At 64.7% G+C, this 24,705-nt stretch carries 22 protein-coding genes and 2 tRNA genes; 9 read left to right on the top strand and 15 right to left on the bottom strand.

The window, feature by feature from the left end; translation table 11 throughout:
• The 7 genes from sdhC to N826_RS14085 form a co-directional block, all read right to left on the bottom strand.
• Positions 1-238, bottom strand: a 238-nt coding sequence (gene sdhC, locus N826_RS14115) for a succinate dehydrogenase, cytochrome b556 subunit (protein ID WP_044429725.1), incomplete at its 3' end; no start/stop codon positions are given.
• 527 nt (positions 239-765) lie between these two features.
• Positions 766-957 carry a hypothetical protein gene (locus N826_RS14110; RefSeq protein WP_044429722.1) on the bottom strand — a complete coding sequence of 64 codons (192 nt, stop codon included), beginning with the start codon at positions 955-957 and terminating at the stop codon, positions 766-768.
• 253 nt (positions 958-1,210) lie between these two features.
• Entirely contained in the window at positions 1,211-3,325 is a 2,115-nt protein-coding gene (locus N826_RS14105; protein ID WP_044429719.1) for a xanthine dehydrogenase family protein molybdopterin-binding subunit, read from the bottom strand.
• On the bottom strand, positions 3,322-4,341 hold the full coding sequence (locus N826_RS14100; RefSeq protein WP_044429717.1) for an FAD binding domain-containing protein: 1,020 nt from the start codon (positions 4,339-4,341) through the stop codon (positions 3,322-3,324). Before N826_RS14100 ends, N826_RS14105 begins: the two co-directional genes overlap by 4 nt.
• Entirely contained in the window at positions 4,338-4,874 is a 537-nt protein-coding gene (locus N826_RS14095; RefSeq protein WP_052831228.1) for a (2Fe-2S)-binding protein, read from the bottom strand. Before N826_RS14095 ends, N826_RS14100 begins: the two co-directional genes overlap by 4 nt.
• 109 nt (positions 4,875-4,983) lie before the next feature.
• Positions 4,984-6,537, bottom strand: a complete 1,554-nt coding sequence (locus N826_RS14090) for a DHA2 family efflux MFS transporter permease subunit (protein ID WP_044429715.1) — start codon at positions 6,535-6,537, stop codon at positions 4,984-4,986.
• On the bottom strand, positions 6,537-7,628 hold the full coding sequence (locus N826_RS14085; protein WP_044429712.1) for an HlyD family secretion protein: 1,092 nt from the start codon (positions 7,626-7,628) through the stop codon (positions 6,537-6,539). The genes N826_RS14090 and N826_RS14085 overlap by 1 nt, the downstream gene beginning before the upstream one ends.
• Before the next feature lie 172 nt (positions 7,629-7,800).
• On the opposite strand from N826_RS14085, the gene N826_RS14080 reads away from it, so the two are divergent.
• The gene (locus N826_RS14080) at positions 7,801-8,466 is read left to right on the top strand and encodes a TetR/AcrR family transcriptional regulator (protein ID WP_052831225.1); all 666 of its coding nucleotides are present in this window, start codon (positions 7,801-7,803) and stop codon (positions 8,464-8,466) included.
• Between the two features lie 197 nt (positions 8,467-8,663).
• Positions 8,664-9,818: an MFS transporter gene (locus N826_RS14075; protein ID WP_211099278.1), complete on the top strand. Its 1,155-nt coding sequence runs from the start codon at positions 8,664-8,666 to the stop codon at positions 9,816-9,818.
• Between the two features lie 194 nt (positions 9,819-10,012).
• On the opposite strand, the gene N826_RS41685 is transcribed toward N826_RS14075, so the two are convergent.
• Entirely contained in the window at positions 10,013-10,180 is a 168-nt protein-coding gene (locus N826_RS41685) for a YdcH family protein (protein WP_084720743.1), read from the bottom strand.
• 332 nt (positions 10,181-10,512) lie between these two features.
• Positions 10,513-10,588: transfer RNA gene (locus N826_RS14070), tRNA-Phe, on the bottom strand.
• 828 nt (positions 10,589-11,416) lie between these two features.
• Here N826_RS14070 and N826_RS39990 point away from each other — a divergent pair.
• Positions 11,417-12,892 (top strand): sensor histidine kinase, encoded by a 1,476-nt coding sequence (locus tag N826_RS39990; RefSeq protein ID WP_052831224.1) that lies wholly within the window; start codon positions 11,417-11,419, stop codon positions 12,890-12,892.
• A 31-nt stretch (positions 12,893-12,923) separates the two neighbouring features.
• Here the strand turns inward: N826_RS39990 and N826_RS14055 are convergent.
• The 3 genes from N826_RS14055 to N826_RS14045 form a co-directional block, all read right to left on the bottom strand.
• Positions 12,924-12,999: transfer RNA gene (locus tag N826_RS14055), tRNA-Phe, on the bottom strand.
• 204 nt (positions 13,000-13,203) lie between these two features.
• Entirely contained in the window at positions 13,204-14,637 is a 1,434-nt protein-coding gene (gene tldD / locus N826_RS14050) for a metalloprotease TldD (protein ID WP_044429703.1), read from the bottom strand.
• 117 nt (positions 14,638-14,754) lie between these two features.
• A complete protein-coding gene (locus N826_RS14045) occupies positions 14,755-16,350 on the bottom strand; it encodes a lysine--tRNA ligase (protein WP_044429701.1) in 1,596 nt (531 codons plus the stop codon).
• A 132-nt stretch (positions 16,351-16,482) separates the two neighbouring features.
• On the opposite strand from N826_RS14045, the gene N826_RS14040 reads away from it, so the two are divergent.
• From N826_RS14040 to N826_RS14030, 3 genes are read left to right on the top strand one after another with little or no spacing between them, the layout of a single operon-like run.
• The gene (locus tag N826_RS14040) at positions 16,483-17,187 is read left to right on the top strand and encodes an ABC transporter permease (RefSeq protein ID WP_044429699.1); all 705 of its coding nucleotides are present in this window, start codon (positions 16,483-16,485) and stop codon (positions 17,185-17,187) included.
• Between the two features lie 60 nt (positions 17,188-17,247).
• Positions 17,248-17,490 carry a type II toxin-antitoxin system Phd/YefM family antitoxin gene (locus N826_RS14035; RefSeq protein ID WP_044429696.1) on the top strand — a complete coding sequence of 81 codons (243 nt, stop codon included), beginning with the start codon at positions 17,248-17,250 and terminating at the stop codon, positions 17,488-17,490.
• Positions 17,480-17,995 carry a PIN domain-containing protein gene (locus N826_RS14030; protein WP_044429693.1) on the top strand — a complete coding sequence of 172 codons (516 nt, stop codon included), beginning with the start codon at positions 17,480-17,482 and terminating at the stop codon, positions 17,993-17,995. The genes N826_RS14035 and N826_RS14030 overlap by 11 nt, the downstream gene beginning before the upstream one ends.
• Positions 17,996-18,012: 17 nt before the next feature.
• Here N826_RS14030 and amaB read toward each other — a convergent pair whose 3' ends face one another.
• From amaB to N826_RS14015, 3 genes are read right to left on the bottom strand one after another with little or no spacing between them, the layout of a single operon-like run.
• The gene (amaB, locus tag N826_RS14025; protein WP_084720741.1) at positions 18,013-19,512 is read right to left on the bottom strand and encodes an L-piperidine-6-carboxylate dehydrogenase; all 1,500 of its coding nucleotides are present in this window, start codon (positions 19,510-19,512) and stop codon (positions 18,013-18,015) included.
• Between the two features lie 23 nt (positions 19,513-19,535).
• The gene (locus N826_RS14020) at positions 19,536-20,726 is read right to left on the bottom strand and encodes a Gfo/Idh/MocA family protein (RefSeq protein ID WP_044429806.1); all 1,191 of its coding nucleotides are present in this window, start codon (positions 20,724-20,726) and stop codon (positions 19,536-19,538) included.
• 19 nt (positions 20,727-20,745) lie between these two features.
• The gene (locus tag N826_RS14015) at positions 20,746-21,798 is read right to left on the bottom strand and encodes a sugar phosphate isomerase/epimerase family protein (protein ID WP_044429691.1); all 1,053 of its coding nucleotides are present in this window, start codon (positions 21,796-21,798) and stop codon (positions 20,746-20,748) included.
• Positions 21,799-21,929: 131 nt separating this feature from the next.
• Between N826_RS14015 and N826_RS14010 the strand changes: the two genes are divergently transcribed.
• The 3 genes from N826_RS14010 (at position 21,930) to acuI (ending at position 24,692) form a co-directional block, all read left to right on the top strand.
• On the top strand, positions 21,930-23,105 hold the full coding sequence (locus N826_RS14010; RefSeq protein ID WP_044429689.1) for an ROK family transcriptional regulator: 1,176 nt from the start codon (positions 21,930-21,932) through the stop codon (positions 23,103-23,105).
• A 129-nt stretch (positions 23,106-23,234) separates the two neighbouring features.
• Entirely contained in the window at positions 23,235-23,639 is a 405-nt protein-coding gene (locus tag N826_RS14005) for a DoxX family protein (protein ID WP_044429687.1), read from the top strand.
• A 54-nt stretch (positions 23,640-23,693) separates the two neighbouring features.
• Positions 23,694-24,692 (top strand): acrylyl-CoA reductase (NADPH), encoded by a 999-nt coding sequence (acuI, locus tag N826_RS14000; RefSeq protein WP_044429686.1) that lies wholly within the window; start codon positions 23,694-23,696, stop codon positions 24,690-24,692.
• The last annotated feature ends 13 nt before the right edge of the window (positions 24,693-24,705 follow it).

Below are 24,705 nucleotides of genomic sequence, written 5' to 3'. Positions count from 1 at the left end.
ACCACAGGGCATAAGTCCAGCCGAACAGGAACAGAAGGCCGAAGAACGATCCCAGGAACCCGGCAGCCCGCGCGTAGCTCTCCGGCCCGCCGGAGGCGGCGAGCAGCCACCAGACCAGCACGATGGCCCCCACCGACAGAACGATACCGGTAATGCGGTGAGAAATGGACAGAACGGTGGTGATCTGTGGTCGGTAAATTTGCAGATGGGGTGAAAGCGGCCGACTGCCGTTCGACATATCTGACATCCTCGCTTGGGCTGCCGCACTGCGACGAGCGCGGCTCGTGCGAAAACCCGGATTTTTGTTTTGCGGGCTTGATTTACGCCGATGGGGGACCCGAGTCAACGGCACCCGCCCAGGTTTGCGGCAGTGCGGCATTGCAATGCAGCATGGGGGAGAGGTCCGGTCGGGCTTGCAACCGTTGAATAATCACCGGTCCGGCAAGCAGATGTCGAGCGGGTAAAGACTTGGGGAAGTATCCCATATCTTTCGGGGCAGTGGCGGCGGTGTGGTAACGGCTTGATGTCCGCGAGTTCTGCCTGGAAAATCGTGCCGTATCGTGGATTAGTCCCTGAAGGACGCGGCAAACGGCAGGCTGGACAGAGGCAATCGCTTCGAGCGGAGGAAATATTACATCAATATGGCGGAAATAGGTACGCGCCTGTCCAGGAGCGGTATCATTGCCTTTTAGACCCGCGACCATTTGCGGCAGCTGCCGCCGGTCAAGCCGGACCGGTTCCGGATGGGCACTACAGTCGCCGGCTTCAGTGGCAGGTGCCGAAGCGCTGGCCGTTCGTCACGATATCCTGGTTGAAGCCTTCGGCAACCTTGTCGTCGCCATCGGAGGCAAGACACAGCGTAATGTTGATGGCAGCAAGGATGATGCTGTCTATCTGGTCGGGTTGACGGTTGTAACGCTTGATCGCCTGGAGGGCGCGGGTCACGGACGCGGCCATAACACAATTCTCCATCGGGACAGTAAGCGGGCTAAGTGCCTGATACGATCAGTCTGACCGACGCCGGTTCTTCCGGCTGTGAAGCCCGCCACTAAGCGCCCGGTATGTTGCTGCCTTTTTTATAGGCCCGCAAAAATTAACCATAGGTGAACAGGGGGAATGGCTGTCGGCGGCTACCACTTCTTCGAAAATGGCCGGGTTCTTGGAAAATGGCCTTGGCGGGGAGCGCCGGACACTCCCCGCCGACAATCCTTCAGCCCTTTGCCAGGATCGTGTCCGGCAGGATCGGCAGGTCGCGCACGCGGATGCCGGTGGCGTTGAAGACGGCGTTGGCGACGGCCGCCGCCGCACCGGTCAGCGGCAATTCACCCAGGCCGCGAGCGCCCATCGGGCCGAAATGCGGGTCCGGCTCGTCGATGAACGACACGCGGATGCCGTGGATATCGGCGTTCACCGGGAAATGATAGTCGGCGAGGTTGGGCGTCATGACCCGACCGAAATACGGATCGAACGCCGTCGCCTCCATCAGCGCCATGCCGATGCCCTGGATGATGCCGCCATGGACCTGACTGCGGGCGGTCTTTTCGTTGATGATTTGACCGACATCGTAGATGCCCAGGAAGCGGTGGACGCGGATGCGGCCCAACGCCGCATCGACCCTCACCTCCGCGAACTGCGCGCCGAAGGACTGCCAGGAGAAGCCGTTGGGTTGGCTGCCGGGGATCGTCACCGTCTCCTCGCCCGGCATGCCGGCTTTACGGAACGTCAGCAGGTTCTTGCAGGCCGCGATCACGGCGGGACCGACGCTGGCGACCGTCTGCGATCCGCCGGCGCACGGGCTGGGCGGCAGGAAGGTATCGGCCAGCCGGCAGCTCACCTTCGACACCGGCAGGCCCAGCTCGTTCGCGGCGAACTGGCAGAGGATCGTATAGGTGCCGGTGCCGAGATCATGGCTGGCGACCTCGATCTCGGCCCTGCCGTCGGCGGTCAGGCTGACCTTGACGCTGGAAGACGTGTTCTGCGCCGGATACGTGGCGCTCGCCATGCCGTAGCCGATCAGCCAGCGCCCGTCCCGCCGGCTCGCCGGCTTCTTCGGGCGGTCCTTCCAGCCGAACTCCTCGGCGCCCTTGTCGTAGCACTCGTTCAGGTGCTTGGACGACCAGCGCTGGCGGTTGTTGGTGCGCGGGTCGCGCTCGGCATAGTTCAGCCGGCGGAGATCGATCGGATCGACGCCGGTCGCGAACGCCAGTTCGTCCATTGCCGATTCCAGCGCGAACAATCCGGGCGTCTCGCCGGGGCCTCGCATCGGGGTCGGCGTGCCGGTATTCATGCGCGCCAGATCGAACCCGGTCCGAAGGCTGGAGCACTTGTAGAGCAGTTGGGTGGAGAGCACGACCGGCTCGATATACTGGAACACCTTGGACGTGTAGGTGCCGCACAGATGGCGCGTCGCCTTCAGCCGCCCGCGCCGGTCCGACCCCAGCGTCACGGCCTGGGTGGTGGACGGCCGGTGGCCGTTCAGGCTGTACATCTGGCGGCGCGACAGCACCAGCTTGACCGGACACCCGAGTTCGCGGGCGGCGGCGGCCGTCAGCGCCGAGAAGGCCCAGGCATAGCCCTTGGAGCCGAACCCTCCGCCCAGGAAGGGCGACAGCACCCGCACCGTAACCTTGGACTGGTCGATGCCCAGCATCCGGGCGATCGAATTGCGGCTGTTGACGACCCACTGGCTCGTCTCGTGCAGCGTCAGGGAACTGCCGTCGTCGGACCATTCCGCGACCGACGCATGCGGTTCCAGCGGGTTATGGTGCTGGACCGGCGTCGTGTAGGTCCGGTCGATCCGGACCGGCGATTTCGCCAGTGCCTTATCGACGTCTCCGCGCTCGTACTGAAGCGGCTGACCCAGCGCCGTAGCCGGCTGGGTAGCGTCCGGCTTCTTCAGGGCTGCGGTAAGATCGACCATCGGCCGGCAGGACTGGTAGCTGGTCTCGACCAGATCGGCGGCGTGGATCGCTCGCTCCAGCGTATCGGCGACGACTAGGCCGATGATCTGGCCGTCATAGTAGATCTCGTCGTCCTGGAGCGGCATCCAGTCCTCGCCGGACTGGCAGGCGTCGTCATAGTCGTTGCCGCCTTTGAACAGCGGCGGCGCGTTCTCCCGCGTCATCACGATCCGGACGCCGGGCGCCTTTACGGCGGCGCTGGTGTCCATTGACGCGATGTTGCCGCGCGCGATCGTGCTCGTCACCGGAACGGCGTAGACCATGCCGTCCAGGCTGACGTCTCCGGCATACTTCGCGCCGCCGGTCACTTTCAGCGGCCCGTCCACCCGGTCGATGCCGGCGCCGATGACGTTCTTCGGGATCATGGCCGCTCTCCGGCGCCGGGACGCACAAGTTCGTTCAGGACCCGGACCAGCGTGTCCTGGCCCAGCGCTATCTTGAAGCCGTTGTACTGGTACGGCACCGCGCCGGCGAAGGCCGCTTCCGCCGCCGCCCGGAAAGCCTCCTCGGTCGGCGGGCTGCTCAACAGCGCGTTCTCCGCCTCGTGCGAGCGCCATGGGACCGAGCCTACTCCCCCTAGCGCCACGCGGGCGTGGTCGATCCTGCCTTTTGCGTCCAGCGTCAGCACCACGGCCGCCGATGTCAGCGCATAGGCGTAGGACGTGCGGTCGCGTACCTTCAGGTACATGGACCGCGCGCCGGCGGGCAGTTCCGGCAACTCGATGCCGGTGATCAGTTCATCCGGCCCAAGGCGCGTCTGGATCTGGGGCGTATCGCCCGGCAGCCGGAAGAAGTCCTCGGCGCGCTCCAGCCGGTCGAAGGCGGGGCTGGAAATCTTCACCTTGGCGTCCACCGCCACCAGAGCCACGCACATGTCTGACGGATGCGCCGCGATGCAGGACGGACTGGTGCCCAGCACGGCGCAGTAGCGGTTGATCCCTTCGACGCCGGGCTGTTCGCCCAATGCGCCGCAACCCGTTCCGGGATCGCGCCGGTTGCAGGGCATCGCCACGTCGCGGAAATAGCCGCACCGGTTGCCCTGAAGCAGGTTGCCGCCGACGGTCGCCATGTTGCGAAGCTGGGTCGAGGCGCCCGCCAGGATCGCCTGCGACATCACCGGCCACTTCTTCTTGACGGAGTCATGTTCCGCCAGATCGGTGTTCGAGACATGGGCGCCGATATGCAGCCCATGCCGGTCCTCGGTGATGCCGTCGAGGCCGAGATGATTTATGTCGATCAGCACATCCGGCGTCTCGACCCCCAGCTTCATCAGGTCGAGCAGGGTGGTGCCGCCCGCGACGAAGCGGGCGCCGGGGTTCCGGCCCATGCGCGCCAGGGCGTCGGCGGGCGATGTCGCCTTTACGTAGCGGAACGGGTTCATGCCGCCTCTCCCGCAACTGGGTTCCTGGCGGCGTCGCGGACGCATCTGATCGCTTCGACGATGCCCGGATAGGCGCCGCACCGGCACAGGTTGCCGCTCATGCGTTCCCGGATCTCGGTATCGGAAGCGGGAGGCTTCTCGTGCTCCAGCAGCGCCACCGCCGACATGATCTGCCCGGACGTGCAGTAGCCGCACTGGAAGCCGTCGTGCTCGATGAAGGCTTTCTGGATCGGGTGGAGCGATTCGGGCGCACCCAGTCCCTCGATCGTGACGATCGGGACGTCCTGGTTCATCACCGCCAGCGTCAGGCAGGAGTCGATGCGGCGGTCCGCCACCAGGACAGTACAGGCTCCGCACTGGCCCTGGTCGCAGCCCTTCTTGGTGCCTGTGAAACCCAGATAATTCCGCAGGGCGTCCAGCAGGGTGACGCGCGGATCGAGCATCAGGTCATGGCGCCTGCCGTTGACGGTCAACGTGACCGGCACCGCCACATCCGCCGTCTCGTCCGGTTGCCCGATTTCAGGATTGTCCAAGCCAGCCTCCCGCTTCGTGATGGATCACGGAATAAGCGGAGAGGCTTCTTTTTGTCTACTTATTAGAGCATAACTTTCTATTTCAGTCCTGAAACGAGAGTTTTCCCGTTCAATGATCCGCCGGGACGGTCTGGCGCGGCTTCCGTACCAGCGGCGTCAGCATCAGCGCGAAGGCGAAGACGCAGGCCATCACCAGCAGGCAGTCGGTGAAGGTCAGCACCATCGCCTCGCGGTGGACGATGCCCTGGACGACCTTCAAGGCGGCAAGATCGGCGTCGCCCTGCATGATGCTCCCCATCCGTCCGGCGATCCCGTCCAGCATGTCCTGGATGCCCGGCCTCGCCACGGTCACGTTGTCGGACAGCCGCGACATATGAAGGGCATAGCGGTCGATCAGCACCGTGTTGATGGCGGCCAGACCGATGGCGCCGCCCAGGTTCCGCATCAGGTTGTACAGGCCGCTGGCGTTCTTGAGCTGGGCCGGCGGCAGCGTGCCGAGCGCCAGCGTGTTGACCGGGATGAAGCACATCATCAGCGAGAAGCCACGCACCGCCTGCGGCAGGAACAGTTCCCAGAAGTCGGACTCCGCCGTCAGGATCGAGTTCAGATAGATCCCGCTACCGAACATCCCAAGTCCGATGGCGAGCATCAGGCGCAGGTCTAGTTTCTTCGACATCATGCCCGCGACCGGTGCCGACATGAACTGGAACATGCCGGTGACGAACATGACCATGCCGATCTGAAGGCTGTTCAACCCCCGGATCTGTCCCAGGAACAGCGGCATGATATAGACGGAGCCATACAACCCGACGCCTATCACGAAGCTGAACAGGCAGCCGATCGCGAAATTCCGGTCCTTGAAGGCGCGCAGCCCGACGATCGGGTTGTGGTAGGTCAGGACGCGCCAGAAGAACAGCACGCCGCTGGCCACGCAGACCACGGCGCCGGCGGCGATCGCATGGTCTTCGAACCAGTCGTTGCGCGGACCTTCCTCGACCACGAACTCGAGCGTGCCCAGGAACAGCGCCATGAACAGCAAGCCGGCCAGATCGAAGCCCTTCAGCACCGACAGGTCGGCCTTGTCGACATTGACGAAGGTCCAGACCAGCCCCGTGACCAGCAGCCCCGGCACCACGTTGATCAGGAACAGCCAGTGCCACGACAGGCTCTGGGTCAGGTAGCCGCCCAGCGTCGGTCCCAGGGTCGGCGCCATGGTGGCGACCAGACCGATCATGACGGATACGCCGGCCCGCTTTTCGGGCGGGAACAGGGAGAAGCTGGTCGCGAAGACGGTCGGGATCATCGCCCCGCCCAGGAAGCCCTGGAGCGCCCGGAAGACGATCAGCGACTCGATGTTCCAGGCCAGGGCACAGGCCAGGCTCATGCAGGTGAACCCGGTCGCCGATACGACGAAGACCCAGCGCGTCGACAGGACCCTTGCCAGGATGCCCGACAGCGGGATCATGATGACCTCGGCGATCAGGTAGGACGTCTGGACCCAGCTTATTTCGTCGGCGCTGGCCGACACGCCGGCCTGGATCTCGGCAAGGCTGCTCGACACGATCTGGATGTCCAGGATCGCCATGAACATGCCGACGACCATCGCGAAGAAGCCGATCCAGTCCCGTGCCGTGACGGCACGCGGAGCGTGCGCGGCGGTCATTACCGGGTAGCCGGCTCGGCAGCCGCCGCCGTTCCGAAGATACCGCCGGCTGCCAGCGGCCCGACACCCTCGGCGCGGGTATCCACGGACACTTCGACCGACAGCCCCGGCCTGAGCAGGCCGGACAGCGGGTTGTCGGTCGCCACCGCGATGCGGACGGGGATGCGCTGGACCACCTTGGTGAAGTTGCCTGTGGCGTTCTCCGGCGGCAGCAGGCTGAACTGGGCGCCGCTGGCCGGGGCGAAGCTGTCCACGGTGCCATGCAAGGTGTGGTTGGGGAAGGCATCGACCGAAAGTTCGACCGGCTGGCCGCGCCTCATCCCGGCAAGCTGGGTTTCCTTGAAGTTCGCGACGATATAGACGTCCGGCAGCGGCACCACCGCCAGCATCGCGGTACCCGCCTTGACGTATTGTCCCAGTTGGACGCCCTTGTTGCCGATCACGCCATCGACGGGCGCCCGGATCACGGCGTGCCGCAGGTTGTCGTGGGAAAGGTCCCGGTTGGCGACGGCCTGACGCAGCTTCGCTTCCGCTTCCTTGCGGGATGCCTGGAGCACGCCGAGCTGGTCGCCCTCGGCGGCCTGCGCCGCCACCGCCTTGTTGACGGCGGCCTCCGCCTTGCGCAGGTCGGCTTCCGCCGTGTCGTAGCGCTGCTTGCTGACGTTGTCGCCGGTGACCAGGCTCTTGACCCGCTCGTAATCCTGCCGAGCGCGGTGCAGGTCGGCCTCGGCGCTGGCGACCGAGGCGACGCTCTGGGCGATCATGGAGTGTTCGAGAACGATGCGGCTGTCGATGCTGCCGATCGCGGCCTGGGCCGCTTCCGCCGCCGCTTCGGCCTGTCCAGCCTGGGCGCGGTATTCGGCGTCGTCCAGGACGACCAGCACGTCCCCGGCCGCGACCTCCTGGTTCTCGGCTACCCGGATCTCGGATACGTATCCCGCGATCTTGGGGCTGACGATCGTGATGTCGCTGTGAACATAGGCGTTGTCCGTGGACTCGAAGAACCGGCCGACGCTCCACCATTCCCAGCCGCCATAAGCGCCACCGGCCACGGCCGCAAGCGCCACCACCACCAGAACCGCCTTGCGCATCAAGCCACCCTACGAAAGAGGCGCCAAGCCAGCGGTACACCCGCTATGTGTCGGCGCAATCAAACTGAACGGTTCAGTTCAGTTGCTCACAGAAGTAACTAAAGTTACAGTCTTGTCAAGATTAAACTGAACGGTTTAGTTTAGGGTGGAAACCTCTGCCGGAGCCAAGGGAATGACCACGACGGCCACGCCGGATATCCGGACCGAACCGACAGCGTCCGTAAGCGGTGCCGAATTCAAGCAAGGGACGAAACCTGCGCAGATCATGGTGGCAGCCAAGGAGCTCTTCACGAGCCAGGGCTTCGGCGCCACCAGCATGGATGCGATCGCGCGGACGGCCAATGTCTCCAAGGCCACCCTCTACGCCCATTTCAGCGGCAAGGAGGAGCTGTTCGCGGCCATCGTCAGCCATACCTGCCGGGCACAGTCGCAGCTGCTGCTCGCTCCCAGTGTCGACGATCTGGACTTGACCGATGCGTTGTCGGAAATCGGCCGCAACTTCCTGTCGCTGATCCTGTCGCCGCAAGCGGTCGCCATCTTCCGCGTCGTCATTGGGGAAGCCGTGCGCTTTCCCGACTTGGGGCGAATCTTCTTCGACTCCGGTCCGAACCAGATGCGGTCGAGCTTGAGCGCCTTTCTTGCGAAGAAGGCGGCGCGCGGGCAGCTCGACATCGAGGCCCCCATGCGGGCGGCGGAGCACCTGATCGGGATGTTTCAAACTCCGGTGCATCTGCACGTTCTGTTCGGGGTGAAAGAAGGCGTTGCGCAAGGGGACGTAGATAAGGTTGTGAAAGATGCCGTTGAGGCCTTCCTACGCGCTTATCTGCCACGAGCCTGATTACTGCCGTTGTGATATAATTGGCATATCGGAGTTAACTCCGCCGACCTATGGTCGCGCCGTTCGTTCACGACAGGATGCCGATCCGGTACCCTTTAGAATGGCCTGGAGAAGATTTCATAGATGAGCGTCCCACAGATTCCCGAAAACCTAGCCTTGCCGGCCACACCCCTGACCCGAGCCGGATGGGAGCCGTCGTGGACGCTGTGAGCGACTCCGAAGCGATGAAACCGGCTCAGGCCAGGATCGCGGTCGCCGCCATCTTTCTGGTCAACGGCACCGCCTTCGCCAGTTGGGTTCCGCACATTCCGACCGTCCAGCAGAAACTGGCCCTCAGTCCCGGTGTCCTGGGACTGGCGCTGCTCGCTATCGCGATCGGATCGCTGATATCCATGCCGGTCGCCGGCTGGATGGTGGCGCGGCATGGCAGCCGTATCGTGGCGCTGGTGGCGGGATCGCTCTACTGCGCCGTCATCCCGCTGCCGCTGCTCGCTCCGTCACTGCCGGCTCTGGTGGCGGCGCTCGTGCTGTTCGGGATGTTCAACGGCGCCATGGACGTATCGATGAACGCCCATGGCGTTGCGGTCGAGCGGTTGATCGGCCGTCCCATCATGTCGTCGCTCCATGCCATGTTCAGTATCGGCGGCATAATAGGGGCGGGCAGCGCCGTCGTGCTTCTGCCGCTGGGTGTATCACCCATTGCCCATGTCGGCGTCATCGCGCTGCTGGGACTTGCGGTGATGCTGGCGACGGCGCGCTTCCTGTTGCCCCATGCGGTGGACAGCGGAGGGGACGGGGCGCATTTCGTTTTGCCGCGCGGTCGCCTGCTGGTGCTCGGGGCCATGGGATTCTTCATCCTGATGACCGAAGGCGCCATGGGCGATTGGACCGCCGTCTACCTTCGCCTCGACCTTGGCGCGGAGGCAGGACTGGCAGCGGCGGGATTTGCCGTTTTCTCCGCAACCATGTCGATCGGCAGGCTGACCGGGGATCGTCTGGTCACCGCCTTCGGTCCCGTGGCGATGGTCGGGTGGGGCTCGCTGGTGGCCGCGATCGGCCTTGGCGGCGCCTTGCTGCTTCACGACCCGCTGGCCGCGATCCTGGGCTTCGGCCTTGTCGGCCTGGGCCTCGCCAATATCGTACCGATCCTGTTCAGTGCCGCTGGACGCACGCCCGGAATGTCGCCGGGAGCCGCGATCGCGGCGGTGACGACGGCCGGCTACAGCGGCTTCCTGGCCGGTCCTCCCATGGTCGGGTTTGCGGCGGAATGGATCGGCTTGCCAGGAGCGCTCGGCATCCTGGCAGTCGCGGTCGGAGCGATGGCGGCTTTCGCCAAACTCCTTGATCGATAAGGCGTTCTGCGCATTCCTTCAACTCGAGCGCATCGTCCGACCGCCCATCAGTCATGAGGGTGGCGCGCTTCGATGATGGAATTCGAAGTATTGGAAGTGAGTGTAGGGTGGGGGAGGGATGTCGCCCTGCGGCGGACCGGCTCCAAACGTCCGCCGGGCGGCCGCAGGGCATTCAAAAGGCTGGTCGCCCTTTGTTAGTGCTGTGCGAGCCTGGTCAGCTCGTCCTTTACGCGCAACTTGTCGAACTTGAGCTTCTTGATGTCGGTATCTTCGGAGCCGGGTTGCTTTTGGAGGGCCTCGATCTGCCTGTCGAGGAGAGCATGGCGGTCGCGTAGAGCCTGAATGTGATTCTCGTTCACCATCGTGACGTGCTCCCATGTCTTTCAGACTATAACTCCAGAAGCATACACGGTCTCCAATGGATTGCTAGCCTCTTCGTGATGGAAGTTGAAAGATTTGACGTTTCACGCGCAACAATGGGCCACTTTAATGACATACTATAATAATTTTCACTAAGATTTCGAATGAACACAGAGTTAACGCGCTTGTACGTTGCTTGTATTCCTTATCACGGACCCTTTCGAAACCCTGAATACCATCGTCCGGAAAGGGCAGGCACGATCCGGTAACAGGCATTGCGCAGCCGCAGTTCCACGGTAGGGTTGGATCGCAATCCGAGCGGTCGGGAAAGGAATGGTGCCCAGGGACGGATTTGAACCGCCGACACGGGGATTTTCAGTCCCCTGCTCTACCAACTGAGCTACCTGGGCGCTGCCGGGATCCGCAGGGGCGAGAAGCGCCAACCCGCGAGGCAAGGCCGTGCTTATAGGCAAGATCGGCCATGCTGTCCAGCGGTCAAGTTGCGGAAAAACCTTGCTGACGTAATCCGGTCACGTGACAATCCGAAAAACTTGGGAGCAGGGCGGCGATGACCGACCGAACGGCAGTGCGGCGTGTCCGGCGGTACCGGCACCTCCAAATAAACGGGCAAGAGATCGTCCGTGTCGACCTCCAGGTCCCAATGCAGGCGGCGGACGATCTGAACTCTATCGCTGGGGAGATGCGTGAGCGTTACGCCGGTATCGGACGGGCCCAGCGCGAGATCGAGTTGGAGTCTCGATGGCGGCACGTACTTGGGAGTCCATTATGACCATCGGTACAGTTACGACAATGATGCCCTACCGCTGGTTTACGCAATTCTCGCCAACAACGACGTGAATCCGACCGAGAGCAGCCGGAAACATAGGAAGATTGAAGCGATCGACATGGTTGTCGAATTCCTCCGCGCCTATTGGCAGGCAAACCCTGTCGACCAGGGTCTATGAAACGCCGGCAACGGCATCATAGATAGGAGTATGTTTTAATAGAATCTTTCATATGCTGGGATATGCCTATGTGTGTCGTCGCGAGCAAGTGACTCCAGGCTGGCTGAACACGTTGATCGCTTCGGTCAAGAATGCCGACCAGCTGTATTCGGGAGCGCGCCATAGATGGGGAGGTTGATCCTGGCACCGGAGTCAGTCTGTGGCGGATCGTTGCAAGTCCCTGAAGGTCCGTTTCTGCGGGGATACTGGCTGCTCGACACGGATACCATGCTCATGAAGATATCGCATGGATTCTGCGACATCCTTGGTAAAGGCCGAATGGCTCGCCTGTCGTTCCGGGAGTTCCTTGCCATGGTGCATCCCGATGACGGAGTCGCCCTGAGATCACTTGCCTGTACCGGCCCGGCAGCCATCCCGCCGGCTCTTTGCGATTCGGTGCGTATCATCCGTCCCGATGGTAGACTGATGTGGATCGTTCTCGACGGGGAAGTCGAGTTCGCAGCCGACGGAACCGTCGCTGGTGTGTTCGGAACGGCGGAAATCGCGGAAGGACCTCGGCAGGGCAGGGAGTTCGAAGCGGACTGCCCGGAGGGCACCTGCGCGGAGCGAGAAGGTTTCCGGACTTATTTCGAGTATTCACCCGAAGCCTTGTTCGTCGTCAGTCTCAAGACCACCGGCGATCTGGTCTATCAGGCTCGTAACGCGGCTTATGCGGAAATCAGCGGATTGCCCGTTATTGCGGGACTGTGCGGAGCCTCCGCCGAGGCCGTTCCCGAGCGAATCTCCATCAGTCTCATGCGGCACTATCGAGAGTGCGTCGAACTCGGCGTCGCGCTTACCCGCGAAGAGATCATCGAACTGGGGGACGGGCTCAGGATCTGGAGCATGACCCTGGCGCCGCTACCGTCCAGGGATGGCAATGTCCTTGGCATCGTTCGCGACATCACCGAACAGCGGATGCTCGAAGCCTCGCTACGGGCCGCCCGCGATGCCGCAGAGAGTGCCGATCATGAACGGTCCACGCTTCTCGCTCATGCCAGCCACGTATTGCGGACCCCGCTCAACGCGGTGATTGGTTACTCCGATATGCTGATGGGCGGCATCATGGGACCCGTCGGTCCTGGCGGCGTCGCCGACGCCATTGCGGCTATCAACGAATCCGGTCATCAGGTGCTTTCGCTGGTCGAAGAACTGATCGATCTGGCCCGCCTGGAGGAAGATGCATCGGCAGCGCTCGACGAGCAGTCCGTCGACCTCGACTACATCCTTCGCGACACCTGGAGGACGGCGGCGCCCGCGGCGGCAAAGCGGGGCACGTCGCTGAAGGTCGAGATTCCGCCGGAAACCCCGGTTCTCTGGGCGGACGAGTGGGCGGTGAGAAGAGTAGTCAGGGTGCTGCTGTCCAACGCCGTCAAGTTCACGCAACACGGCGAAATTATAATGACAGCCGAGACATCGGACGAGCCTTCTTCCAGCCTCTCCATTGTCGTCCGCGACACAGGCGTCGGCATCGCCGCCGATAGGCTGACGACCATCCTGGAGCGATTCACGTTGCTGGACCCGGTGAAGGCCCATAGTGCCGGGGGAATGGGAATTGGTCTGCGGCTCGCGACGCGTTTGATGGACCGCCATGGCGGCCGGCTTGCAATCGAAAGCGAACCAGGGGTCGGAACGACCGTACGAGCGATTTTCCCAAACGAGCGCATCGGAATGCCGGCGTTCGCCGATGCCGATTTGGCGAACTACTGATTTTTTTGGGGAATCGGAAATTTCCGAAAAATGGTGCCCAGGGACGGATTTGAACCGCCGACACGGGGATTTTCAGTCCCCTGCTCTACCAACTGAGCTACCTGGGCATCCTGGACGGCACAGGAAGAAGCAGTACCGCCGGGCCGTGCTTTTAGGAAAATTTCGGCCCCCTGTCCAGCACCGGATTGCACTTCAATGCAAAATTTGTGAACCCCCCGTTTTATCGACCACCCAACGTCAAAAACGTAGAGGCTTGGCGTCACGGCGGTGACGCCAAGCTTCGGGGCAGGGATGATTTCAATAGAAAGCCGTTACGCCGCCGTGCCGCCTACGGTCAAACCATCGATCCGCAGGGTCGGCTGGCCGACGCCGACCGGCACGCCCTGGCCTTCCTTGCCGCAGGTGCCGATACCGGGGTCCAGCGCCATGTCGTTGCCGATCATGCTGACCTTGGTCAGCGCGTCGGCGCCGTTGCCGATCAGGGTGGCGCCCTTGACGGCGGGACCGACCTTGCCGTCCTCGATCAGGTAGGCTTCCGACGCGGAGAAGACGAACTTGCCCGACGTGATGTCGACTTGGCCGCCGCCGAAGTTGACGGCGTAGAGGCCCTTCTTGACGGAGCGGATGATCTCCTCCGGCGTCTTGTCGCCGGAGCGCATCACCGTGTTGGTCATGCGCGGCATCGGATGGTGGCCGAAGCTCTGGCGCCGGCCGTTGCCGGTCGGCTTGACGCCCATCAGGCGCGCATTCATGCGGTCCTGCATGAAGCCGACCAGAATGCCGTCCTCGATCAGCGTCGTGGACTGGCTGGGTGTCCCCTCGTCGTCCACCGTCAGCGAACCGCGCCGGCCCTCGATCGTGCCGTCATCGACCACGGTGACGCCGGGCGACGCGATGCGCTGGCCGAGCAGACCAGCGAAGGCTGATGTCTTCTTGCGGTTGAAGTCGCCTTCCAGCCCGTGGCCGATCGCTTCGTGCAGTAGGATACCAGGCCAGCCGTTGCCGAGCACGACGGTCATCTCGCCGGCAGGGGCCGCGACGCTGTCGAGGTTGACCAGCGCCTGACGCAGCGCCTCGTCCACCTGACCCTGCCACGCGGCTGGGTCGAAATAGGCCTCGTAACTGGTCCGGCCGCCGACGCCGTGACCGCCGCTCTCCATCCGGTCGCCGTCCGCCACCACGACGGAGATGTTCAGGCGAACCAGCGGGCGGACGTCGGAGACGCGCAGGCCGTCGGCACGGATGATCTGCACCGCCTGCCACTCGCCTCCGACCGAAGCCGAGACCTGACGCACGCGCGGGTCGCGGGCGCGGGCATAGGCGTCGATGTCCGCCAGCAGCTTGACCTTGGTCTCGAAATCGACCAGGGCCAGCGGGTTGATCGCCTCGTAGAGCGCCCGGTTGGTGCCGGTCGGAGGTTCCGCCATAGTGCCGCTGTGGCCGGCATGAACGGCGCGGACCGTTTCGGCCGCCCGCTTGATCGCGTCTTCCGACAAGGTCGAGGCATGGGCATAGCCGGTCGCCTCGCCCGAAATCGCGCGCAGGCCGAAGCCCTGGCTGGTGTCGAAGCTGGCGCTCTTCAGCTTACCGTCGTCCCAGGCCAGACTTTCCGACTGGCTGTACTCGAGATACAGCTCACCGTCGTCGGCCCCCGACAAAGCATCGGACACGATCGATTCGGTACGGGTGCGGTCGAGGCCGGCGCGGTTGAAGAAGATGTCGTCGGTAACGGCGAGCGTGCTCATACAAGACTCCGGAACGGGGTGCCGCGGGGATGACGCCTGAACTCAGGCGCCATCATAAGGCAGAACACTAATGTGGGCGAGCCCCGCACGGATGCCAAGGGTATCCGCCGGTCCGCCTCACTCGGCGGGCTGCGGCTCCGGGCTGCGCTCCAGGGCTTCGGCGATCAGCGTGCGGGTGTTTTCGATCCCGTACAGTTCGATGAAGCTGCCCATGCGCGGCCCTTGGGTCTGGCCCAGCAGGACCTCATAGAGCGCCTGGAACCAGCTTTTCAGGTCGGTGAAGCCGTGGCGCTTGCCGATCTCATAGACCTGGAACTGGATCTCCTCAGCCTTCGCTCCGGCCGGCAGCTTGCCCAACTCGTCGCGCAACTCGGTCAGTGCCGCCCGTTCGGCCTCGTTCGGCGCCCGGTAGCGTTTCGTCGGCTTGACGAAGTCCTGGTAGTAGTTGATCGCGTACTGCACCAGCCGGTCCAGGAACGGCGCGCTCTGCGGATTGGCCTCGGGCGCATAGCGGCTGATGAAGCCCCATAGCACGTCCTTGCTCTCGGCATTGGCGACACCGGCGAGGTTCAGCAGGATATTGTAGCTGAGGTCGCTGCGGGCGGCGGGCACCTTGCCGCTGTGGATGTGCCAGCCGGGGTTCTCGAACTTCCGCGCCGGTTCCTCCGACGGGAACTTGGACACGAACGCCAAATACTCGTCTACCGCGCGCGGGATCACGTCGAAATACAGCCGCTTCGCCACGCGGGGCTTCTGGAACATGTAAAGCGACAGGCTTTCCGGCGGGGCATAGCGAAGCCATTCCTCGACCGACAGCCCGTTGCCCTTCGACTTGGAGATCTTCTGACCCTTGTCGTCCAGAAAAAGCTCGTAGTTGAAGCCTTCCGGCGGCTGGGTGCCGAGGATGCGGCAGATCTTGCCCGCCAACTCGACCGACGGGATCAGGTCCTTGCCGGACATCTCGTAATCGACGCCCAGCGCGTGCCAGCGCATGCCCCAGTCGGGCTTCCACTGGAGCTTGGTGTTGCCGCCGGTGACAGGAACTTCCTTCTTCTGGCCGTCTTCGTCCTCGAACACGATGGTCCCGGCATCGGCGTTGTGTTCCAGGATCGGCACCTGGAGCACCCGGCCGGAGGTCGGCGAGATCGGCAGGAAGGGGCTGTAGGTGGATGCCCGCTCCTCGCGGAGCGACGGCAGCATCACCTTCATGACGGCATCGTAGTTCCGCAGCACCGTCAGCAGCGCCTCGTCGAACCGGCCGGAGCCGTACCAGTCAGTCGCCGACTGGAACTCGTACTCGAACCCGAAGCTGTCGAGGAATCCCCGCAGCATCGCATTGTTGTGGTGGCCGAAGCTTTCGAACTTGCCGAACGGGTCCGGCACCTTGGTCAGCGGCTTGCCCAGGTGCTCGCGCACCATCTCCTGGTTCGGGATGTTGTCCGGCACCTTGCGCAGGCCGTCCATATCGTCGGAGAAGGCGAACAGGCGGGTCGGCACGTCGGGGGCCATCACCTGGAACGCCCGGCGCACCATGGTCGTGCGGGCGACTTCGCCGAAGGTGCCGATATGCGGCAGGCCCGACGGTCCGTATCCGGTCTCGAACAGGACATAGCCTTTGGCCGGCGCTTTGCCCTTGTAGCGCGCGATCAGCTTGCGCGCTTCTTCGAAGGGCCACGCCTTTGCCTGCAATGCCAGTTCCTGTTCGCCAGACATTCGATTCACCGCTTGGGAGGTAGTTAAGGAGAGAATTAGATTGAGCCGCGACCCTAGGGAACCGGAGCGCGCCGGTCAATGACAACGACCCGGCACAAAGACCCGGGTCGGGAAAGGAAGAACGAAGCATCCATGCATGACGTGATCGCCGCCTTTGGCGCAGCCGCCGGCCTGATCCTGAATTTCGACGCCCGCCTGGCCGATATCGTGCTGCTGTCGCTCCGCGTCACCCTGACCGCCGTCAGCATCGCCGTGCTGGTCGGGCTGCCGGTGGGAGCCATGCTGGGGATCGCGCGGTTCCGCGGACGCGGGTTGTTCATCGTCCTCTTCAACGCCCTGATGGGCCTGCCGCCCGTCGTCGCCGGCCTCCTGGTCTACTTGGCTTTGTCCCGCTCCGGTCCGCTGGGCAGCCTTGGCCTGCTCTTCACGCCGACGGCGATGATCGTCGCCCAGGTCGTGCTCGTCCTGCCCATCGTCATCTCGATCACGCGCCAGACCGTCGAGGACATGTGGCACGAGTACGAGGAGCAGCTTCGCTCCCTCGGCTCGTCCCGCTGGCGCGCTATCCCGACGCTGATATGGGATGCCCGCTTCAGCCTCCTGACGGGAGTGCTGGCCGGCTTCGGCCGCGCCAGCGCCGAGGTCGGCGCCGTCCTGATCGTCGGCGGCAACATCGCCGGCTATACCCGGACGATGACCACGGCGATCACGCTGGAGACAGGCCGGGGTGACCTGCCCCTGGCGCTGGGCCTGGGAATCCTGCTGCTTGCGCTGACCCTGCTGATCAACGCCGCAGCCTACGCGATCGGGCATGTCGCGCGGCGGTCGGTGGGATAGAAGCGTTGACCCGAAATCGAAAAATGTCCACAATGACCATAATTCCTATGGAGGGTCACGATGGCACAGTGGCAGACCGCTGACGCAAAGCAGCAATTTACCCAGGTTATCGCGGCTGCGGAAGAGAGCGGACCGCAGGTGGTGATGCGGCACAAGGAGCCGGTGGCGGTGGTCCTGTCGCCGGACGATTACCGAAGGCTTGTCCGGCAGGCGAATGCTAATTTCGGGCATCTTCTGTCAGAATCCCCATTCGAGCCCGAGGATGTGAAGGGCTTCGACATGAGCCTCCGAAATGCCGGATAGGCCGCCTGCTGAGTGGCTTGTCGATACGAACATACTGTCGAACAAAACCGCCGCCGACGATAACAGGCATGTCGCCGAGTGGCTGAGGTTCTATGCCGGCAAGATACGCATCAGCGTGATCACTATCGCCGAAATGCGACGATGGCTGGTTCTTCTGGAACGCAAGGTCCAACAGATCTCCGACGTGAAAGTCCGTACCCGCGAAGACATGCGGCTTGCTCATAAACGTGAGTGGTATGCGGCCGTCATCGACCGGTTCGCCGACCGGATCGTGCCGATCGATGTCGCCGTGGCGGAGCAGTGGGCGGAGATATCCGTCAGGTTCCCTGCGCTGAGGGATGGCGACAAGGCGATTGCCGCGACGGCAATCGCTAAAGGCTACGGAGTGGCGACCCGGAACCTTAGCGATTTCCGCGCTTCCGGAATTGCCCTGGTCAATCCATTCGATCCGGGGACCTGGGAAGAGATCGACGACGACCCGATCCGGCTTCTCCTAGATCCCTGACTTTCGTCTGCCTCACCTCACCCGAATTTGATGCCTTGGGCTAGCGGCAGGGCGTCGGAGTAGTTCACCGTCGCGGTCTGGCGGCGCATGTAGGCTTTCCAGGAGTCGGAGCCGGATTCGCGGCCGCCGCCGGTTTCCTTTTCACCACCGAAAGCGCCGCCGATTTCGGCGCCGCTGGGGCCGATGTTGACGTTGGCGATGCCGCAATCGCTGCCGGATGCGGCGAGGAAGCGTTCGGCCTCGCGCAGGTCGGTCGTGAAGATGCAGGACGACAGGCCCTGGGGAACGTCGTTCTGGAGAGCGATCGCTTCGTCCAGGTTATCGTAGAGCATGATGTAGAGGATCGGTGCGAAGGTCTCGTGCCGGACCGTGTCGGTCTGGGCCGGCATTTCGACCAGCGCCGGTTCGACGTAGTAAGCGTCGGGGTGCTGGTCGGCCAGCACGCGGGCGCCGCCGGTGACAATGCCGCCTTCTGCCGAGGCGGCGGCCAGGGCGCGGGACATGCCTTCGAAGGAGTCGCGGTCGATCAGCGGGCCGACCAGCTTGGAGCTGTCCATCGGGTTGCCGATCGGGATGCCAGCATAGGCTTCCTTCAGCCTGGGCACCAGCGATTCGTAGACGTCGCGGTGGACGATCAGCCGGCGCAGGCTGGTGCAGCGCTGGCCTGCCGTGCCGACCGCCGCGAACAGGATGGCGCGGACGGCCAGCTCCAGGTCGGCCGACGGCGTCACGATCATCGCGTTGTTACCGCCAAGCTCAAGGATGGAGCGGGCGAAGCGCTGGGCCAGACGGGGGCCGACTTCCCGGCCCATTCGGGTGCTGCCGGTGGCGCTGACCAGAGCGATGCGCTTGTCGTCGACCAGACGTTCGCCGATGGAGCGGTCGCCGATCAGGACGGACGACAAGCCGAACGGGGCGTCGGCGCCAAAGCGGGCCGCCGCACGGTCGAACAGCGCTTGGCAGGCGAGCGCCGTCAGCGGGGTCTTCTCCGACGGTTTCCAGACGACCGGATCGCCGCAGACGATGGCGAGCGCTGCGTTCCACGACCAGACCGCGACCGGGAAGTTAAAGGCGGAGATCACGCCGACGGCGCCCAGGGGGAGCCATGTCTCGGTCATGCGGTGACCGGGGCGTTCGGACGCGATGCTCAGGCCGTAGAGCTGGCGCGACAGGCCGACGGCGAAGTCGCAGATGTCGATCATCTCCTGAACTTCGCCGTAGCCTTCCTGGATCGACTTGCCGCATTCCAGCGTGACCAGCTTGCCCAGCGCTTCCTTGTGGGAGCGCAGTTCCTCGCCCAGCAGGCGGATCAGCTCGCCCCGGCGCGGCGCGGGGACGAGGCGCCATGTCTTGAAGGCTTCGGCGGCGGCGGCGATCTTGGCGTCGGCCGTATCGGGCGTGTCGTCGGTCAGGCGGGCGATCTCCGCTCCGTCGATCGGGCTGCGCACCACGCGGGTGCCTCCCTGAAGCAGGTCGGCGTCGAGGTGAAGGTCGGCGGCGATGTTCCGCAGGGTCATGATAGCGGTTCCCGGAATTCGGTTCAGGTATGGGAAAGGGATGTCCAGGCTGCGCTGTTGCGGCTCGAGTCTACGGCGGCGGAGATGAACTGTACACCCCGCAGGCCATCCGCCACCGTCGGTACCAGGAGTGCGGCAGGGTCGGGGTCGCGGCCTTCGATCCGCGCCGCGATCTGTTCGGCTATGTCCGTGTAGATCTGCGCGAAGCCTTCCAGATAACCTTCGGGATGGCCGGCCGGGATGCGGCTGGCATGGGCGGAGGCCGGGCCGGAGCCGGGGCCGTTGCGGGTGATCAGTTGCGGCGGCTCGCCCAGCCGGGCGAAGCGCAGGTGGTTGGGCTGTTCCTGATGCCACTCGATCCCGGCCTTGTCGCCGTAGACGCGGAGCCGAAGACCGTTCTCATGGCCGGGCGCTACCTGACTGGACCACAGCATGCCGCGTGCGCCGCTGCTGAAGCGGAGCAGCATGTTGACGTTGTCGTCCACACGGCGTCCGGGCACGAAGCTGGTGAGGTCGGCGGCGATCTGGGTGCAGTGGAGGCCGGTGACGAACTCCGTCAGGTTGAAGGCGTGGGTGCCGATATCGCCGATGCAGCCGCCTCCGCCCGTCTGCGCCGGATCGGTCCGCCACGCGGCCTGCTTCTGGCCGGTTTCCTCCAGCGAGGTCGTAAGCCAGTCCTGCGGGTATTCGGCCTGGACGACGCGGATGGTGCCAAGCTCGCCAGAGGCTACCAGTTCGCGGGCGTGCCGCACCATGGGGTAGCCGGTGTAGTTGTGGGTCAGGGCGAACAGCTTGCCGCTGGCCTCGACCGCCGCGACGAGGTCTTCGGCCTGGGCCACCGAGGCCGTCATCGGCTTGTCGCAGATGACGTGGATTCCGGCGTCCAGGAAGGCTCGAGCCGCAGGGTGGTGCAGATGGTTGGGCGTCACGATGGCGACGGCGTCGATGCCGTCTTCGCGAGCCGCCTCCGCCCGCGCCATCTCGGCGAAACCGGAATAGGCGCGGTCGGGAGCGATGAAGAGGTCGGCGGCGCTGTCACGGGCGCGGTCCGGATCGCTGGAAAGCGCGCCGGCGACCAGTTCCCAGCGGTCGTCCAGACGGGCGGCGATGCGGTGGACGGCGCCGATGAAGGCGCCCCGGCCGCCGCCGACCATGCCCAGGCGCAGCCTGCGTCGGGCAGCAGTACCGTCGGGTGAGTTGCCCTTGATCGTCATGGTTATCCTCCCCCGGCCCTTACAGGCCTAGCATCCTGCGGTTCGCGGCGTCGTCGGCACCTGAATCGGCGAAGTCGTCGAAGGCGCGTTCGGTGACCTGGATGATGTGGGCGTCGATGAAGGCCGCCCCTTCCGCCGCACCCTGTTCCGGGTGCTTTATGCAGCACTCCCATTCCAGCACGGCCCAGCCGTCGTAGCCGTACTGGGTGAGCTTGGAGAAGATGCCGCCGAAATCGACCTGACCGTCGCCGAGCGAACGGAAGCGGCCGGCGCGGTTGATCCAGGGCTGGTAGCCGCCGTAGACGCCCTGGCGCGGGGAGGGGTTGAACTCCGCGTCCTTGGCGTGGAACATCCGGATGCGCTGGTGGTAGCAGTCGATGAAGCCCAGGTAGTCGAGCTGCTGGAGCACGAAGTGGCTGGGATCGTAGAGCATGTTGCATGCGGGGTGGTGGTCGACCCGCTCCAGGAACATCTCGAACGTCACGCCGTCGTGCAGGTCCTCGCCGGGGTGGATCTCGTAGCAGAGGTCGACGCCGGCCCGGTCGAACTCGTTGAGAATCGGAGTCCAGCGCTTCCCCAACTCGTCGAACGCCGTCTCGATCAATCCGGGCGGACGCTGCGGCCAGGGGTAGAGGTAGGGCCACGCCAGCGCGCCCGAGAAAGTCGCGTGCGCCGTCAGGCCGAGGTTCTCCGAAGCCTTGGCCGCCTTCATCAACTGATCGACCGCCCAAACCTGCCGGGCCGCCGGATCGTTGCGGACTTCCGGGGCGGCGAAGCCGTCTAGGACCAGGTCGTAGGCCGGATGGGCCGCGACGAGCTGGCCTTGAAGATGGGTGGAAAGCTCCGTCAGCTCGACGCCGGCTTCGGCCAGGGTGCCCTTGACCTCGTCGCAGTAGGTCTTCGACTCAGCGGCCTTGGCGAGGTCGAACAGGCGGGCGTCCCAGGACGGGATCTGCACGCCCTTGAAGCCGTGCCCGGCTGCCCATTGGGCAATGGCGCCGAGGTTATTGAACGGATCGGCATCGCCCGCGAATTGGGCTAGGAAGATGGCTGGTCCCTTGATCGCCTTCATCTTGTCTGTGTCCTCCCGCTCGACAGGTCGGCGTCTTATTTGACGCTCCAATTCAGATTAGATAGGCCATCGAACAAAAATAAGCGTAGCCTAGTATCCAAATAAGGTCAAACGGGCGGGAGAACAGCACCGTGTCAGCCCGAGTCAACTCGGCTCTTATCCGCCAGATCAATCTGGCTCGGGTCTTCCACGCATTGCGGGAGCATCCCGAAAGCTCCCAGCGCGACCTTGGCCGGCTTACCGGGCTGGACAAGGCGACGATCTCCACCGTGGTCGCCCAGTTGCAGGATTTGAAGCTGGTCGAGCGGTCGGAGCAGTCGAAGGCCCGCCGGGTCGGCCGTCCCGAAACCGCGCTGAGCATCCCGCGCAGCGCCGGCATCCTGGTGGGTGTCCGGCTGGAGCCGTCCGCGATCCGCGTCGTCACGACGACGCTGGCCGGCGCCGTGCTGGGGCATTGCCAGCTTGCCGGCAGCCTGGACATCGACACGGCGCTGAAGGCGCTGCGGGCGACGGTGGACCGCGAGCTGGCCGAGATCGGCGAGGACTGGTCCGCCGTGCGCGCCATCGGCGTGGGCATTCCGGGGCTTATGGACAGGAGCGGCCGGCTGGTGCTGGCGCCCAACCTGGGCTGGCGCGACGTGCCGATCCGCGCGATGCTGGAGGAGCTGTTCGGCTGCCCGGTCGAGGTGGACAACGACACCAAGGCGGCGGCCATCGCGGAGCGGCTGTTCGGCATGTGCCGGCGGACCGACGACTTCATCTATGTGACCGGCGATTCCGGCGTCGGCGGAGCGCTGTTCCTGGGCGGCCGGCTGTATCGCGGGGCGGGCGGGTTTGCCGGCGAGATCGGGCATACCAAGGTGGTGCCGGGCGGCAACCTGTGCGGCTGCGGCCGACGCGGCTGCCTGGAGACCTATGTGTCGGAAGCCGCCATCCTCCGCCGGCTGGCCGGGCTTGGGATCGAGGCCGCCGATATCGGTGCCGTCGCGGCGCTGGCCGAGCAGGGGCACGGGCAGGTTCGCGACCTGCTGGACGAGGCCGGCCGGCATCTTGGCTTCGCGCTGTCGAACCTGGTGAACATTCTCAACCCGCAGCTTATCGTGCTGGGCGGCAACCTTGCCGTGGTCGGCGCCTGGCTGATGCCGGGGCTGGAGCGGGCGCTGATGGAACAGGCGCTGGTCCCGCTGGCGGCGGAGGTCAGCGTCCGGGTTTCCCCGCTGGGGGAGGATGCCGTGCCGATGGGCGGGATTGCGCTGGCGCTCGACGGCTTCCTGGCGCCGCCCCGGCTGACCGTGCCGCGCGGGTAAGCGGGCGTGAGGCTGTGCGGGAGTGCGCTCGGCGGTTAGGGTTACCCAACTTACCTTGTCGTCGGGGCCTGTTATTCCCCGCATAAGATTGCTTGGGTCTTCAACGATTTCATCTGATTGGGGGGAATTATGCGGGATTTTGCCGTGCCGGTGGGGCGTTTGCTCCTGGCGCTGATCTTCATCATGAGCGGTATCAACAAGATCATGGGCTGGCCTGGAGTCGTCGGTGCGGTGGAGGCCAAGGGCCTGCCGATCCCGATGCTGTTCGGGGCAGGCGCCATCCTGCTGGAACTGGGCGGCGGCCTGCTGGTTGCCATCGGGTACAAGGCGCGCTTCGGGGCTGCCGCACTGATCGTCTTCACGGTGATCACGACCCTCCTCTTCCATAACTATTGGGGGTTCGAGGGCGCGGAGCGTCAGATGCAGATGATCGCCTTCATGAAGAACCTGTCGATCACCGGCGGTCTCTTCCTGATCCTGGCCTATGGCGCCGGGCCGATGAGCGTCGATGGCGAAGACGACGAATGGGGCTGATGGCGGCTGGCCTGAAAAGACCGGGCCGATAGCGGCCCGAGGGGGAGGGAGCGGATGTTCAGGGCCTTGATGCTGGAGGAGCCGTCCGCCGGGGCGGAGCCGGAGAAGCCGGAGGCGGCGCTCCGCCAATTGGAGGACGACGCCCTGCCGGACGGCGACGTCCTGGTCCGGATCGACCACTCCACTCTCAACTACAAGGACGCGCTGGCGATCACCGGCGCCGCCCCGATCGTACGCTCCTTCCCGATGGTGCCGGGCATCGACCTTGCCGGGACGGTCGAGTTCTCCGACCGGATCGACTTTCCCGCCGGCGAAAAGGTCGTCCTGACCGGCTGGGGCATCGGCGAGACCCACTGGGGCGGTCTGGCGCAGAAGGCCCGCGTCAAGGGCGACTGGCTGGTCCCGCTGCCCGACGCCTTCACGACATCGCGCGCAATGGCGATCGGCACGGCGGGCTTCACCGCCATGCTCGCCGTCCTGGCGCTGGAGGACCACGGCGTCACGCCCGAGAGCGGCGAGGTGCTGGTGACGGGGGCGGTCGGCGGAGTCGGCAGCATCGCCGTCTGCCTGCTGTCGAAGCTCGGCTACCGGGTGGTGGCCTCGACCGGCCGGCCGGCGGAGGGCGGCTACCTGAAGTCGCTGGGCGCCGCCGAGGTGATCGGCCGCGACGTGCTGGACGGTCCGCTCCGGCCGCTTGCCAAGGAGCGCTGGGCGGGCGTGGTCGATTCGGTCGGCGGCACCGTCCTGGCCCATGCACTGGCCCAGACCCGCTATGCCGGCACGGTCGCGGCCTGCGGCCTTGCCCAGAGCATGGATCTGCCCGGCAGCGTGGCGCCCTTCATCCTGCGCGGGGTGACGCTGACCGGCATCGCATCCGTCTTCTGCCCGCGCGAACGCCGGCTGCTGGCCTGGAAACGGCTGGCGGCGGACCTCGATGTCGAAAAACTGGACGCGCTGACCAGTACGATCCCGCTGTCGGACGTGGTGCGGACGGCACCGCTGTTCCTGGAAGGCCGGATACGGGGCCGGATCGTGGTGGACGTCAACCGCTGACGCCGATTTGGCC

The organism is Skermanella aerolata KACC 11604 (genome assembly GCF_000936425.1).
GTDB classification, from domain to species: Bacteria; Pseudomonadota; Alphaproteobacteria; order Azospirillales; family Azospirillaceae; genus Skermanella; species Skermanella aerolata.
The sequence above is the reverse complement of the archived record's forward strand: the minus strand, read 5'-3'. Positions and strand labels throughout refer to the sequence as shown.

Coding starts and splice junctions, on each gene's coding strand:
- N826_RS14110 (WP_044429722.1), bottom strand. CDS start 957: ATGGCCGCGTCCGTGACCCGCGCCCTCCAGGCGATCAAGCGTTACAAC.
- N826_RS14105 (WP_044429719.1), bottom strand. CDS start 3,325: ATGATCCCGAAGAACGTCATCGGCGCCGGCATCGACCGGGTGGACGGG.
- N826_RS14100 (WP_044429717.1), bottom strand. CDS start 4,341: ATGAACCCGTTCCGCTACGTAAAGGCGACATCGCCCGCCGACGCCCTG.
- N826_RS14090 (WP_044429715.1), bottom strand. CDS start 6,537: ATGACCGCCGCGCACGCTCCGCGTGCCGTCACGGCACGGGACTGGATC.
- N826_RS14085 (WP_044429712.1), bottom strand. CDS start 7,628: ATGCGCAAGGCGGTTCTGGTGGTGGTGGCGCTTGCGGCCGTGGCCGGT.
- N826_RS14080 (WP_052831225.1), top strand. CDS start 7,801: ATGACCACGACGGCCACGCCGGATATCCGGACCGAACCGACAGCGTCC.
- N826_RS41685 (WP_084720743.1), bottom strand. CDS start 10,180: ATGGTGAACGAGAATCACATTCAGGCTCTACGCGACCGCCATGCTCTC.
- N826_RS39990 (WP_052831224.1), top strand. CDS start 11,417: ATGAAGATATCGCATGGATTCTGCGACATCCTTGGTAAAGGCCGAATG.
- tldD (WP_044429703.1), bottom strand. CDS start 14,637: ATGAGCACGCTCGCCGTTACCGACGACATCTTCTTCAACCGCGCCGGC.
- N826_RS14045 (WP_044429701.1), bottom strand. CDS start 16,350: ATGTCTGGCGAACAGGAACTGGCATTGCAGGCAAAGGCGTGGCCCTTC.
- N826_RS14040 (WP_044429699.1), top strand. CDS start 16,483: ATGCATGACGTGATCGCCGCCTTTGGCGCAGCCGCCGGCCTGATCCTG.
- N826_RS14035 (WP_044429696.1), top strand. CDS start 17,248: ATGGCACAGTGGCAGACCGCTGACGCAAAGCAGCAATTTACCCAGGTT.
- N826_RS14030 (WP_044429693.1), top strand. CDS start 17,480: ATGCCGGATAGGCCGCCTGCTGAGTGGCTTGTCGATACGAACATACTG.
- amaB (WP_084720741.1), bottom strand. CDS start 19,512: ATGACCCTGCGGAACATCGCCGCCGACCTTCACCTCGACGCCGACCTG.
- N826_RS14020 (WP_044429806.1), bottom strand. CDS start 20,726: ATGACGATCAAGGGCAACTCACCCGACGGTACTGCTGCCCGACGCAGG.
- N826_RS14015 (WP_044429691.1), bottom strand. CDS start 21,798: ATGAAGGCGATCAAGGGACCAGCCATCTTCCTAGCCCAATTCGCGGGC.
- N826_RS14005 (WP_044429687.1), top strand. CDS start 23,235: ATGCGGGATTTTGCCGTGCCGGTGGGGCGTTTGCTCCTGGCGCTGATC.
- acuI (WP_044429686.1), top strand. CDS start 23,694: ATGTTCAGGGCCTTGATGCTGGAGGAGCCGTCCGCCGGGGCGGAGCCG.